This window comes from Bradyrhizobium sp. USDA 4510, from assembly GCF_054059095.1.
The window spans coordinates 2792379-2805997 of record NZ_JBSSBT010000001.1 but is presented as its reverse complement, the minus strand read 5'-3'; the positions used below and the strand labels follow the sequence as shown (position 1 = coordinate 2805997).

Genomic DNA, 13619 nt, shown 5'->3' with positions numbered 1-13619 from the left:
GCTTCGCTCACCAAAACCTGGGTGCCGTAGTTCTTGTTGAGACCCTCAAGCCTCGAGGCAAGATTGATGTGGCGCCAAGCGCAGTGTAGTTCATGCGGTCTGCGGAGCCAACGTTGCCGACCACGGCGTCGCCGACATGTAGGCCGAAGCGCGTGGCGTAAGTCGGCCATCCCTCGTTATGGAACGCCAGGTTCAGTTCCTTATTGCGGTCCAGACAGTCGAGCACGGCCTCGCAGGCGTGGCTAACGTGATCCGGATCGTCGGCCGGCGCGTTCCAAAATGCCATAACCGCATCGCCGATGAACTTGTCGATAGTGCCGTGGTGGCTCATGATCGCTTCCGACATCGCAGCGAAGTAGCGCGAGGTGAAGATCATGACCTGCGAAGGGTCCGCCTTCTCCGTCTTTGCCGTGAAGTCGGCGACGTCGGTGAACACAACGGTGACCTCGCGCCTTGCACCTCCGAGCTTCAGCGAGGCGCCGGATTCGATGAGCTGCCGGACGATGGGCCGCGGAATGAAGCTCGAGAAATTGCGCACGACCGAGCGCATTGTGGAGACCGAACGACCGAGCTCGTCGATCTCGCCGATCATCGACTGAATCTGCGGCTGGTCGGCGAGCTGGAACCGCTGTATTTGGTCGGTCTGCTGCGCCAGCTCGCGGAGTGACCGCGCCAGCAGCGAGCCGAGCCAGAAAGCAAAGGGCAGCATCGTGAGGACGAAGCCGAGCGCGATCGCGAACAAGGCGCGCCGCTCGGAGATGATCTTGGCGAAGAACTCGTCGAGTGGAGCAATCACCGCAAGGCGTATGTTGGCGGATCCGGCGGTTTCAATGCGGTGGAGCGCCGCGACCACGGTCCGGCCGTTCTGATCCGTGAAGAATTGCTGTGCAGCATCGTGCGTGCGCCAGGCGTCGATCGCCTCCGATAGACCGGCGAGCTTGATGGTTGAGACCTTCGGCAGCTCTTCGCCCCGTTCAGGCATTTCGTCCATCAGACGGCTCATCTCGGGATGGCCGACGATCTCGTCATCATCGTTGAACAGGAAAGCCAGTCCTGATTTGCCGAGCCGCTGTTGATCCAGCATGTCCTCCAGGCGATTGAGCAGAAGGTCGGCCGCAACGACGCCGCGGCGGCCTTCCTTAAGCGGCGTGCGGAACGTGTAGCCGGGCGCGCCGGTGGCGTAGAACACGTAAGGTCCCGTCAACAGCGTCTTGTCATCTTTAAAGGCCTCCACATACCAAGGCCGCCGGCGCGGGTCGTAAGATGCCGGCCCGGCAATCTCCGCGACCTGAATCAGATTCTCCGAAAGGAATTGCGTGACTGGCGGTGCGGTAGCTGAGCCGGTGTGGGAAATGATCACGACGCGGTAGACCGCGTCTTCATCGACATTCAGGCTCTTGCGAAAGCCGGGCTTGGCACGGTCGATCACGTCCATTTCCAGGAAGGAGCCGTCCTCATACCAACATAAAGACTAAAGAGCTGCGGATTGTTGCGCAGCATAGACGCCATCAGGCTGTACAGCCGGGTATTGTCAGCGATGTCGGCCTCCTGGATCGGCGGTAGACCGGCGAGAATCGCGAGTGAGTCGCGAACACCCTTGAACTGAGAGTCGATACGGTCGGCGCCGAGCTGCGCCACCTTGTCGATGAAGGTGCTCGCCGCAGTCTCCGTGATCGACGATACGCGCTTGAAGCTGAGATAGACCAGCGTCAGTCCCATCACCAGAACCACGGCGATGAACACCGTGACGATCGAGGTGCGGAAACCGATCCGGATCGGTCCCCGGCTGGTTCCGCGTGCGTCGCTCATCCTGGCTTTCACAGCCTCACTAGTATTTCCGCACGATCGGTTTCGCCGTTCCGGGTTCTGGAGGCGCCGGAGAGATCGCAAATGTGACCCAGGTGTTCCAGCCTTCAGGGCGGTTCTCGGCGGCAAATTCCTTATAGCCCTTTATGTTGAGATAGCCCTGCATATCCCCGACCGGGAACATGAACCCGACCTGGGGCCCAACGCCGGCGATGCGCGAGCGGAAGCCACCCAGCGTCGCGCCCGGGCCGGTATCGTCGGAAATCTGCTGCATCACGTACCCGACTAGGCCTAGTGGCTCGTCACAGTGATTTTGACGGTTTGATACCGAGCCAGCTTAGGATCGGCAAGTTCTCTGGCGGCACGAGGATTTCGATGCTTCTGGGGATATCGGCTCGACGGCGAATGAGGCCGTTACGTTCGAGCGTGACGATCATCTGATGGACTGAGGGCGGGCTAACACCGAAGTGACGCTGCATGTCGGCTTCGGCGGGGGGCCGTCCGAACATGTGCGAGTAGGTATAGATGAAAGCCAGATAATGGCCCTGCTTCTCGGTAAAGCGTGCGCCTGATTTTTGACTCATGGATCGATTCGTCCGGAGCCTCCGACAGGGAGGCGAACGATGAATGTACGGTACCGGGTTGAATTGAGCCAAGCCGAGCGAGAGGAACTGACGGCGATGCTGAGCGGCGGCAAGCATGCCGCTCGCAAACTCAAGCGGGCCCAGATTTTGCTGGCGGCCGACATCGGCAGCCGCGACGAGGAGATTGTCCGGACCGTCAGAGTAAGCGCCTCCACCGTCTATCGGACCAAACGCCGCTTGGTGGAAGGCAATCTCGATCGGGCCTTGAGTGAGGAGCCGCGTCCCGGTGCGGAGCGCAAGCTGACCGGCAAGGAGGAAGCCCTGCTGGTGGCGACCGCATGCGCCAAGCCGCCCGCTGGCCGGAGGCGCTGGACGCTGGCGCTGCTGGCCGACGTGATGGTCAAGCTCACCGATCATGACAGCCTGTCGGGCGAGACCGTGCGCCGCCGGCTGGCCGATAATGACCTCAAGCCGTGGCGCAGGGACATGTGGTGCATTCCCCATGTCGATGGCGAATACGTCGCCCGCATGGAAGATGTGCTCGATCTCTACGCTGAAGCGCCTGATCCCGAGCGGCCGCTGGTCTGCTTCGACGAAACCCCCGTCCAGCTCATCGGCGAAGTGCGCCAGCCGATCCCACCCGAGCCGGGAAAGCGCGAGCGTTACGATTACGAGTACCGCCGCAACGGCACCGTCAATCTCTTTGTCGCCCTCGATCCGCATCGGGCCTGGCGTAACGTCAAAGTCACCGAACGGCGCACCGCCGTGGATTATGCTCACTGCATGCGCGAACTCGTCGATGTCCATTACCCCAAGGCCGCCTGCATCCGTGTCGTGCAGGACAATCTGTCGATCCATGCCCCCGGCGCCCTCTACCAGGCCTTTGCCCCCGCCGAGGCCCGCCGCATCCTGCGCCGCCTCGAGTTCCACTACACCCCGAAACACGCCAGTTGGCTCAATATGGTCGAGATCGAGATCGGCGTGCTCCAAGGGCAGTGTCTCGGCCGCCGGATCGACGATCCAAAACGCCTTAGAAACGAGATCGCAGCATGGGAGCGGCAGCGAAACAAAACTCGCGCCCGTATCAACTGGATGTTCACAACGGACAAAGCTCGCACCAAACTGGGGCGCGCCTATCCAGGCATACCCAAAGAGTCAAAATCACTGTGACGAGCTACTAGTTGCACATTCGGCGTGACGAAGTGCGACGCGCCCCAGTCAAAATGGAAGTCGACGCCGCTCTGATATTGCGTATCGGGATTCTTGAAATTATAGGTAAAACCGACGACTCCGGACAATTCGTTGCCGGTCTGCGGATTGAAATAAGTGTATCCGCCACCGAAATCCATTGCACCATGGCCAATGCCAAGATTGGCGAGGCGCTTCGGATCGTAGGCGCCGACCGGAATGTCGCCCATACCGTAGATCATGATGTTGTTGACGCCCTTGTTCCACTTCAGCGTGACCTGTGGAATGACGTCGCCAATGTCAGCTAGCGCCTCGGAGCGCGACAGGTTGATCGTATTGCCGAGCGGCCCGGTCAGCGACGCGGCAACGGAGGCATTGTTGCGACCGCCGATGCCGAGCACGCTGACTGAGCCGACTGCACCGAGACCCGGCACCGCGAATGTGTAGGTGGGGCCGAAGAACGCGAGATCGCCCTGCCCGCCGACGCCAACATCGAGCCGCCCACCGCGCGGGAAGCGCGCTCCGGCAGCGGAAGAGACCTCGGTGTGGTAATAGACCGTCGCCCAGGACCAGCCCGGCGTGCCCGGCACCGCGGCAAGGCTGCCGAAATTACCGGGCAGCCAGAAGCTGATGCCGCCTTCATCCGCGCACGCGGAGTGTGGAGCTAGAAGCAAGGTGAGCGCACAAAGCCCGCCTGCACCAATTGTCTTGAGATGAGGGAGCATCTTGGCTGTTTCCTTGTGTCTGCTCAAATGCACTTCAGAACGGGTTGACGTAGTTGAGAATCGCGACTTGGCGCAGAAGCACGCGGCGCACGACGTGAGTCGGCTTCAGGTGATCGGTGTAGATCGCGACCGTGCCACTCGCGCCTGCGGGCAACCGACGCGTGACTTCTTGATCATCCAGCCTGATCCGCACGACGAAGGGCACGGCCTCGATCGCCTTCGGTAGGACGGCGGTACCCGAGGTCTGTACCTGGCCCGTTGCGACCGCCTCGAGCACGCCTTCAACTCTGCCGGAATAGATTCGCCCCGGCGCAAACTTGAAGGTCGCCTCGATCTCCTGGCCCGGCAAGATGTAGCGCGCGTCGATTTGGTTGATCTCAACACCGATTATCGCGTCGGACGTATCGATGAACGCCATGACCGGTGACAACGGCAAGTTAGCAACCCTCGCGCCCTTGCGCAGCGCAAGGTTCGTGACGTAGCCATCTGCTGGCGCCTTCACCACCGTCTTGTCGAGATTCCACTGCGCGGCCTGCAGCTGGCCCTTGAGCTGATCGACCTCGGATTGCCGCTGCTCGACATCGAAGCCGCGGCCAGCGTCGCGCTCATATAGTGTCGTCATCTGCGACAGGCGCGTCGACGCCAGCTTCAATTGTGCATTGATGACCTGCACCTGCGCGTCAAAAGGGGTCGGATCGATCCTGAACAACACGTCACCGGTTTTCAGCGGCACATTGGCTGCGACAGGTACCTCCACCACTTCGCCGGCCACGTCAGGAACGATCGACACGGCGTTGCGCACCACGAGGGCTGAACCTTGAGGTGCCCCCCAATTCATCGGGATCAGCAGCCCGAACATTGTTAGCAAAAATACGAAGAATGGCGACAGCTTCCAGAACAGGTTGAACGGCACGATCTTGAAATGTACGAGCAGGAACAGCAGCACGAGATAGGTGTTAACGATCGCGACGCCCATCACGCGTTCCCCGTCTTGCGTGGCGCCGGCACATCGACATAGGCCCAGATGAGCGCGAGCGGCCACAACGCGAATCCGCAGATCAGCGTGATCCAGCCAGCCACCATAACGGCCTGCGCCCATGGATGACCGCGGGTCTTCGCAATATGTCCCGGTAGCGAGCCGGCAATGCAGAATACGCCGACCGCGCTCGCCAGCAGGATGACAAGCACGATCCAGGCGAAGATGTCGTATCCGCTCACGATGATCCCTCGCCGTCCAGACGCCGCGACAGGGGCGCCTGCGCTTTTCGAACTACTTGCCTTCGGTTTTCATGAGGACGTCGATTGCCTCGATGATCTTCACACCGGGATGGGCTTTACAATAGACGATCAGCTGATGCTCACCGGACCTCGCCCGGGTAATGTGCGCGAAGTGCTTTTTGGCGAGGCCGTTGTACCAACCGCTGTACCAGGCGGCCAACATGTCGGCGTCTTCCTGGTAGGTGCCCGCAAGCTGCGCGCAGGTTAGCGCTTGCACGTCAATAAAGCCGTTCGCGTCTGTGTAGGCCGTCAGTGGGGTTTGTGCCTTCGCAGATGAAAGCAGCAATGCGCCAGCCACGAGTGCCAAGCTGATACGGTTTCCATGTCTCATTTATCTTGCCTTTATTCGGACGTTAGTGGTTCCATAGGACGGATTACGCTTGCCCGGACGATTGATCCGATCGTGATCAAAGGATCCGCCTCTCAGCGCGACCAATTGGGGAGGCCGCGTATAAACGCGGCTTCCATCGCTCGATGTTCGAACGGATCATTCAGAACGTGCGCCCCGATCGAAGCGCGCATAACTCAGTTTGAATCAGACGCACGTCACTGGGCTCCCTTCTGCATCTGCTCGATCAGTTGATCCATGCTGAGCGAATTGCCTTTCTGCACAGGCGGAAACTCGGCGAGGGTCTTCACATGCGCCTCCACGATGTCCTTGATCATGTAGGTTGCATAAGTATGCGCTTGAGATACGAGCGCGCGCGGGCCCGGAGCCTGATCGAACGACTCAAACGGATCCTGCCTGATATTGAATATCCACGGGATTTCAGCCGCAGTGGTCGTGCCGTAATACCCGTCGCGCATGGCGAAATGCCCCTTCCACCGATCCACGCGCACGGCCTGAATGTGGTTTTCTGCGTAATAGATGAAGAAGTTGCGCGCGGATTTATTCGCCTTCCCTTCCCAGTAGTCGAGATTGTTGAAGCCATCGAGGTAGTTCTTCTTGACGACGCCGGTTCCGAGATCGTCGCCCTTCGCCATGCGCTCCTTAATATCCGGCGCTCCGGCAGCGGCTGCGAGGGTGACGAACACGTCCTCATGCGACTGGATACCGTTGAGCTCGCTGCCCGCCGGGATCTTGCCGGGCCAACGCACCATCATCGGCACCCGAACCGCCCCCTCCCAAGTCGTCATCTTTTCACTGCGATAGGGCGTCGTTGCGCCGAACGGCCATGTCGAATGTTCTGGACCGTTGTCGGACGAATAGACCACGATCGTATTATCGGCGATGCCGAGATCCTGAAGTTTCTTGAGCACCGAGCCGATGTTGTCGTCATGCTGGATCATGCCGGCACAATGCGGATCATCGCCACCGGTGAACTCTTTGCAACGTTCGTGATACTCGGCCGGCGCATGCGTGAATACATGCATGCGGCTCGTATTCAGCCAGATGAAGAAAGGCTTCTTCTCGGCGACGGACTTGTCCATGAACTTGAACGCGCCATCGATGAATTCGTCGTCGACGTGCTCCATGCGCTTGCGCGTCAATTGTCCCGTATCCTCACATTTCTGCTTGCCCCATTTGCCATAGCGCGGATCTTCGCCCGGCTGATCCGTCGCGGTGGCGTAGCAATGCATGACGCCGCGCGGGCCGTATTTCGCCTTGAATGCCGGATCGGTCGGGTATCCGTCCATCTCCGGCTCCTCGGACACGTTCAGGTGATAGAGATTGCCGAAGAACTCGTCGAAGCCGTGAACGGTCGGAAAATGTTCGTTCCGGTCGCCGAGGTGGTTCTTGCCAAACTGGCCGGTGGCGTATCCCCGGGTTTTCAGAACCTCGGCCAGCGTCACGGTTTCCGGCTTGAGGCCCAGATGATCGCCCGGCAGACCGACCGTTGTCATCCCGGATCGGATCGGCAACTGGCCGGTGATGAATGCAGCCCGGCCCGCGGTGCAACTCGGCTGACCGTAGTGGTCCGTGAAAATTGCGCCTTCCTTGGCGATCCGGTCGATATTTGGCGTGCGATAGCCCATCGCGCCGTGGCTATAAGCACTGACATTCCAGAAGCCGATATCGTCGCCCCAAATAACGAGAATGTTCGGTTTCGCGGCGTTGGCCTGCTGCTCTGATGCCGAAAATGCTGTCAGTGGCGAGAGACTGGTTGCAACAACCGCCGCTGCAAGCAACTTGCGAAGCATTCGGCCGCCCTTCTGGACTTGACCAGTCCGGACATTGTCTTTCTTGGCATCATCAATCATTCGATACTCCCTGTATTTCTGAAAGCTCTCGGATTGGCTGCGGTCGGTTCGGGCGCACCACGCACCGGAAGCCGACGTGACTGGTCGAGGTATCGACCGGCTCGGCGTGACGCGCTGTCGGGCGGTAGCGGCGGCAATAGTTCGGCGCGCACAGATGCGAGCCGCCCTTCAGGACTTTTCGTGGAATCCTGACGGTGGGCTGGCGTGGGTCGTAGCTGGCGTCTTCCGGACCACCGCGCGGATTTTGCGGAATACAGCACGGCTTCGCCGGATCGGCATCGTGCTTCGACGACCACCAATCGGACGTCCACTCCCAGACATTTCCGATCATGTCGTGAACGCCATAGCCGTTCGCCGGAAATGCCGTCACCGGCGACGTCCGCTCGTAGCCATCCTCGCAAAGATTCTGGTTCGGGAAAGCACCCTGCCAGGTGTTGGCCATATGGGCACCGTCGGGCGTCAGTGCGTCACCCCAGGCGAACTCGGCCTCGTCTAGTCCGCCACGTGCGGCAAATTCCCATTCGGCTTCGGTTGGTAGATCCTTGTCGGCCCATTGGGCATAAGCCTGCGCATCACGGAAGGAGATATGCACGACCGGATGATGGTCGAGCACATTGATGTTGCTCTTCGGACCATAAGGGTGCCGCCAGTCGGCGCCCTTCATGAAGGTCCACCATTGGCTTAGGTCGCTGAGATCCGTGACGCGCGGAAGCGGCGAAAACGCCAGCGAACCGGCATAGAGCATCTCCGGCAATGCCCCCGGATAATCCTTTGGGTCCGGCGGCATTTCAGCCGTCGTGACGTAGCCGGTTGCTCTCACGAAATTCTTGAACTGGCGGTTCGTCACCGGAGTTCGCTCGATCCAGAAGCCGTCGACCGTGACCTGATGCGCCGGCGCTTCCTCGGGATAATGCCGGTCCGAGCCCATGCGGAACATCCCGCCGGGTATCCAGATCATGTCATCAGTATTGACACGATCCGACGGTTCTTCGTTGCGCTCTGCGCCAGCCCGCACCATGACGCCTGTTCCTAACGCTGATCAGAATTACCGCGGGCAATAGTCCCAGAAACCCTGGGTCCTGGACGGATCGGTGTAGTACCAGCACATGCCAGGCGCCGGAGCTGTCCCTGCATAGGTTACCGCGGCGGCCGCAGTAACGAAGCCAAGCGCAGCGCCGGCTGCGATCGCACCGCCTACGGGCCACCCATACCAGCCGGGCCGCACCCAGCCTCCGGGACGCGGACCTGGAATTGGCCGAGGCACAGGGACAGGACGGACCCAGCGTGTACCGGAGCCATTCCAGCCGGGCCGCACCACCGTTGTACGACCTGCGACGACGCCGCCACGCGGCCCAACTGCAACGCGATCACGTCTGACGACCACGGCTCTGGTAACGCCGCTGGCTTGATCAACCTGCGCTCCGATCAGGCCAACGGATCGAAGCGTCGACGCCGATGATGACGAAGAGCCTACGAGCGATCCGACAAGCACGAGAAGCGCGACGCTGAGGATCGTACCGACAGCTGTCGTCTCACGCTGATTAGGACGGAAAGTAGCGAGAGATTTCTGCATTGCGGTTCCCTTTTCACTCACAAGCACCGTCGGCCCGACAAAGCCATAAACCCCACTCAAGGATCACGCAGCTGGACGCATGCAAGTACCGCGTCATCCCTGATCGAGCCCTTCTCGTTGTCGTTGAATCAGAACGATAAACACGTCGTGCTGGACTGTGATGTCCAGTTTGTGCCAAATGTTGTTCTGTGAGCTGCAATGACCCGGCACGCCAACATCGAGGGCTAAAGTGTCGACGCTTGTCGTACCGCGACCGATCGACGCACTTCGTGCTGCATTTGACGAGAATTGGCTCGAAGCAGCGAGGGTGCGCAATTCCTTCCGTCTTGAAGGATCGGCCTAGATGAATAATTTCGCGGTATTGCACACCCAGAGAATTGAGTGCTTCGAAGAGCTTGAGAAGACGATCACGGGCGTACAGCGGGATATCGTTCAGCTCGGGCGCGGCAAGATGCGAGGACGGCTATCGCATGGCACGATTGCAGGCCTTCCCATCGACATTGCAGCTTTCAATCGTGGCCTGAGATCCAGGGGGTTGGTCCGCAAAGACCGGATCACCATCGGCATACTGACAAGCAGTACCGAGCGTGTGACCTGCGGATCACACGAGTTGTCCCCCGGCGATCTGCTAATTGGACAGCCGGGCGAAGAGCTGGACAACAGACATTATGGTGGCGGTTCAGTCCTGATCATCTCGCTAACCCCATCAGATATCGAAGCGATGTTCGGTAGCGAAGGTCGGCCAGCCGATCCGGCATTCTGGTGGGGACACCAATTTAATGGCACCGAGGAGACGGTTCGGTGGGTCATCCCTCGGCTCAAGGAATTAGCTGCTCGGCTTGCGAACAATCTGGTCCTGACGGCCCAAGCGGCCGAGTTCTGGAAGCGGGCGATCATCGAGACCGTTACGGCGAGCGCGGTTGCAGGTGCCCCGTCAGATCGCGGTGGACCGCTGCCTTCGGCCTTGAAGACGGTCAGAGAGATCGAGAACTATCTTGACACCCAGGGCGACGGACCAATCCACATATCTCAGATATGCAAAGAGCTACGCCTTTCTCGCCGAACGCTGCATCGCGCGGTGCATGAAGCTCTGGGGCTCGGCCCGATTTCATTCCTCCGACATCGACGGCTGTGCTCTATTCACGCTACGCTCCGCACGCATCCACAAAACACCGCGACGATTGCGGACCTCGCACTCCAGAACGGATTCCTGAATCTCGGACGGTTCTCTCAGTATTACTATCAATTGTTCGGCGAATATCCATCGGACACGCGACTGCAGGCGAACGAAACCGCATCCTCAAGGAACCTAGAGCTATTTCCGTTGCGATGGAATCGGAACGCGGCTTCAGTATCGCCGAAAGCCATCAGACCCGTTCGATGATGATGGCGGGCGCCATCCCCCCGGCGGCGCACATCGTCACGAGACCGCGCCTGAGTAGGCGTCGTTCCAATTCGTCGAGAACCGTACCAATCAAAATCGATCCCGTCGCGCCGATCGGATGCCCCAGCGCGATCGAGCCTCCGTTGACGTTGATCTTGTCGCGGTCGATCTTGAGATCGCGAATGTATTTTTCCACGACCACAGCGAAGGCTTCGTTGACCTCGAACAGGTCGATGTCGTCGAGGGTCAGCCCTGCCCTGGCGAGCACCTTGCGGGTGGCGGGGACCGGCGCATTCATCATCAGGGTCGGTGAGTCGCCCATATTCGCGGTCGCCACCACGCGCGCCCGCGGCTTCAGGCCGTGCTTGCTTGCATAGTCCGGCGACGCCAGCAGGATGGCGGCCGAGCCATCGACCACGCCCGATGAATTGCCGGCGTGATGCACGAAGTTGATGTCGAGGTCCGGATAGCGATCCAGGATCAGTCGTCGATAGGTCGTCCCCCGGTCGTCGAGCGGAAAGTCCGCCATGGCCGCGAACGCCGGCTTCAACGTTGCAAGACCTTCCAGCGTACTGCCTGGCCGAGGATATTCATCGTGATCGAGAGCGAGCGCGCCATCCTCGCGGTAGATCGGTACCAGGCTCTTGTTGAAATGGCCGGCCTTGATGGCGGCGTCCGCACGCTTCTGGCTTTCCACCCCGAGCGCGTCCAACTCCCGCCGCGTGATACCCTCGAGGGTCGCCACCGCGTCGGCGCAAACACCCTGATGCGATTGCGGATGTCGCGCGCGCAGGCGCAGGTTTCCGGAATCCATCATCATCGGTCCCTCGCCGCGGCGGCCTCCCATCGACATCATCTCGGTGCCGCCGGCGATCACCAGGTCCTCCGAGCCCGACATGATGGCATGTGCGGCCATGTTGACGCTGGTGATGCCGGACCCACAGAACCGGTCGAGCGTGACGCCGCTGGCGCGAACGTCGTAGCCGGCGTCGAGCGCGGACATCCGGCCGAGATCCCCGCTCTGCTCGCCGCGCTGCGAACTGGTACCCCAGATGATGTCATCGACATCGGCGGTATCGATGCCAGTGCGATCGGCGAGCGCCCGCAACACCGTGGCGCCGAGCTGCTGCGGATGGATTCCGGCGAGCGCGCCCTTGCCGGCCTTGCCGATGCCTCGTGGCGTCCTGCATGCATCGATGATCAGTGCGTCAACCATGTCACTCTCACAATTGTTGGCGTTGGAATTGCGCCGGCGGTCGGCGTTCAACAGGGCGGGCTTACCCGACCTGCCGCTCCTGTCCGGCCCAGTACTTCGAGCGCAGTACCTTCTTGTCCACCTTGCCGACCGCGGTCAGCGGCAAGCTGTCGACGAACTCGATCTGCTTCGGCGCATGGGTACCGCCCTTGCACTGCTTGACCAGGTCGATCAGGGATTCGGCGTCCGGTTGTTTGCCGGGCTTCGCAACGACCAGGGCGGTCACCGCCTCGCCCCATTTGGGATGGGGGATTCCGATGACGGAGGCCATCGCCACGTCGGGATGGGACGACAGCACGTCTTCTACCTCGCGGGGGAAGATGTTGAAGCCGCCCGACACGATCATGTCCTTCTTGCGGTCCACAATATAGAGGTAGCCGCGCTCGTCGGCCCTCGCGATGTCGCCGGTATGCAGCCAGCTGCCCGCGAATGTTTCGGCGGTCTGCTCAGGGCGCTTCCAGTACCCCTCCATCGCCTGCGTGGCGCGGACACAGATCTCCCCCGCCTCCCCCTGTTTGACCGGCTGGTTGTTCTCGTCGAACAAGGACACTGCACAAGACGCCAGCGGAAATCCGCATGATGCGAACAGTTCGGGCCGACGGGCATCGTGATCCGCCCTGCCGAGCAGGCTGATGGGATAGCATTCGGTCTGACCGTAGAGCTGGGCGAAGATCGGCCCGATGCGCTCAAGTCCCTCGACCAGCCGTGTCGGCGACATCGGCGACGCACCGTAGAGCAGCAACTCGAGCGACGAGATATCGATGGCACCAAGCTTCGGATGGTCGAGCATGACGTAGATCATGGTCGGGACCATCATGGTCACGTTGATCCTCTCGCGCGCGATCGTCGTAAGAAACTCGTCGGGATCAAAGCCCTTGAGCAAGTGCACCGTGCCGCCGCGCGATAGCGACGGCAGGACGAAGCTGCCGGAGACGTGCGTGATCGGCGCGGCAGCGAGGTAGCGAGGGGTCTCGGGAAGCCCGAATTCGGCCGCAACCGACTGCGCCGACGCAACCAATGCACGGTAAGTGCGGACCGCGCCTTTCGATTTTCCAGTCGTGCCGCCCGTGTAGTTCACGATCGCGCGCGCGTTGATATTGGTCAGATCGACCGGTGACATGGCCCCTGCAGTAAGTGCGGTGGACAGCAGGTCGCGGCCAAATTCGGCGCGCCCTATCGTGAACGTCAGTCTGAGCTGACGGGCGGCGGCCGCCGCAAGGTCAGCCCCACGCTGGGCGTGCGTCTTCGGGTCGACGATCAGGGCCGTCGCCCCGATGTCCTCGACGACGGCAAGATGATCGGCCAGCGAGCCCAGCGGGTGCAGCCACGTGATCAGCAAGCCGAGGGCCTGCGCCGCGATCCCCGCGCACCAGGTCTCGGCGCTGTTGGCGCTCAGCAGCGCCACCACATCGCCGTTCTTGAGGCCGGCGCTGACCATTCCGGATTGCAAGCCGGCGATCAGGTCGCGTACCGCCGAATATGTCAGGCTACCGCCATTCCATACGAATGCCTGCCGATCCGGATATCGCGACAGCGCGCGCAGGATCATCGTGGTCGTCGTCGGCGCAAACCCGATTTGCTCGTTCACGTCTTGCCTCCTTTGCCGCATCTGCTGGCGTTATCA

General features: G+C 60.8%; 13 protein-coding genes and 1 pseudogene. 2 read left to right on the top strand and 12 right to left on the bottom strand.

Features of this window, described 5'->3' with window-relative positions; translation table 11 throughout:
- Window positions 1–7: 7 nt before the first annotated feature.
- The 4 genes and pseudogenes from ACVMDN_RS12395 to ACVMDN_RS12380 all read right to left on the bottom strand — a co-directional run bounded on the left by ACVMDN_RS12395 (window position 8) and on the right by ACVMDN_RS12380 (window position 2390).
- A complete protein-coding gene (locus ACVMDN_RS12395; protein WP_310884882.1) occupies window positions 8–1429 on the bottom strand; it encodes an adenylate/guanylate cyclase domain-containing protein in 1422 nt (473 codons plus the stop codon).
- Window positions 1426–1809, bottom strand: coding sequence for a hypothetical protein (locus tag ACVMDN_RS12390; protein WP_310884883.1), 384 nt, complete (start codon window positions 1807–1809; stop codon window positions 1426–1428). Before ACVMDN_RS12390 ends, ACVMDN_RS12395 begins: the two co-directional genes overlap by 4 nt.
- Before the next feature lie 19 nt (window positions 1810–1828).
- Window positions 1829–2101 (bottom strand): annotated as a pseudogene (locus ACVMDN_RS12385) (transporter); the annotation flags it as partial.
- Window positions 2102–2108: 7 nt separating this feature from the next.
- The gene (locus ACVMDN_RS12380; RefSeq protein WP_076829365.1) at window positions 2109–2390 is read right to left on the bottom strand and encodes a LexA family protein; all 282 of its coding nucleotides are present in this window, start codon (window positions 2388–2390) and stop codon (window positions 2109–2111) included.
- 39 nt (window positions 2391–2429) lie between these two features.
- On the opposite strand from ACVMDN_RS12380, the gene ACVMDN_RS12375 reads away from it, so the two are divergent.
- Complete coding sequence (locus ACVMDN_RS12375) at window positions 2430–3560, top strand: IS630 family transposase (protein ID WP_076829362.1); 1131 nt, start codon at window positions 2430–2432, stop codon at window positions 3558–3560.
- Here the strand turns inward: ACVMDN_RS12375 and ACVMDN_RS12370 are convergent.
- The 6 genes from ACVMDN_RS12370 to ACVMDN_RS12345 form a co-directional block, all read right to left on the bottom strand.
- Window positions 3524–4303, bottom strand: a complete 780-nt coding sequence (locus ACVMDN_RS12370; protein ID WP_456835188.1) for a SphA family protein — start codon at window positions 4301–4303, stop codon at window positions 3524–3526. The genes ACVMDN_RS12375 and ACVMDN_RS12370 overlap by 37 nt on opposite strands.
- Window positions 4304–4337: 34 nt before the next feature.
- Window positions 4338–5279, bottom strand: a complete 942-nt coding sequence (locus ACVMDN_RS12365) for an HlyD family secretion protein (RefSeq protein ID WP_141342455.1) — start codon at window positions 5277–5279, stop codon at window positions 4338–4340.
- Window positions 5279–5521, bottom strand: coding sequence for a DUF3302 domain-containing protein (locus ACVMDN_RS12360; protein WP_141342454.1), 243 nt, complete (start codon window positions 5519–5521; stop codon window positions 5279–5281). The genes ACVMDN_RS12365 and ACVMDN_RS12360 overlap by 1 nt, the downstream gene beginning before the upstream one ends.
- Before the next feature lie 52 nt (window positions 5522–5573).
- Entirely contained in the window at window positions 5574–5912 is a 339-nt protein-coding gene (locus ACVMDN_RS12355) for an HdeA/HdeB family chaperone (RefSeq protein ID WP_141342453.1), read from the bottom strand.
- 215 nt (window positions 5913–6127) lie between these two features.
- The gene (locus tag ACVMDN_RS12350; RefSeq protein WP_246786806.1) at window positions 6128–7783 is read right to left on the bottom strand and encodes an arylsulfatase; all 1656 of its coding nucleotides are present in this window, start codon (window positions 7781–7783) and stop codon (window positions 6128–6130) included.
- A complete protein-coding gene (locus ACVMDN_RS12345) occupies window positions 7776–8801 on the bottom strand; it encodes a formylglycine-generating enzyme family protein (protein WP_310884886.1) in 1026 nt (341 codons plus the stop codon). Before ACVMDN_RS12345 ends, ACVMDN_RS12350 begins: the two co-directional genes overlap by 8 nt.
- 898 nt (window positions 8802–9699) lie before the next feature.
- On the opposite strand from ACVMDN_RS12345, the gene ACVMDN_RS12340 reads away from it, so the two are divergent.
- Window positions 9700–10740 (top strand): helix-turn-helix domain-containing protein, encoded by a 1041-nt coding sequence (locus tag ACVMDN_RS12340; protein WP_310884887.1) that lies wholly within the window; start codon window positions 9700–9702, stop codon window positions 10738–10740.
- Here the strand turns inward: ACVMDN_RS12340 and ACVMDN_RS12335 are convergent.
- Window positions 10724–11956 carry an acetyl-CoA C-acetyltransferase gene (locus tag ACVMDN_RS12335; RefSeq protein ID WP_310884888.1) on the bottom strand — a complete coding sequence of 411 codons (1233 nt, stop codon included), beginning with the start codon at window positions 11954–11956 and terminating at the stop codon, window positions 10724–10726. The genes ACVMDN_RS12340 and ACVMDN_RS12335 overlap by 17 nt on opposite strands.
- A gap of 61 nt (window positions 11957–12017) precedes the next feature.
- A complete protein-coding gene (locus ACVMDN_RS12330; RefSeq protein ID WP_375166982.1) occupies window positions 12018–13583 on the bottom strand; it encodes an AMP-binding protein in 1566 nt (521 codons plus the stop codon).
- Window positions 13584–13619: the final 36 nt, after the last annotated feature.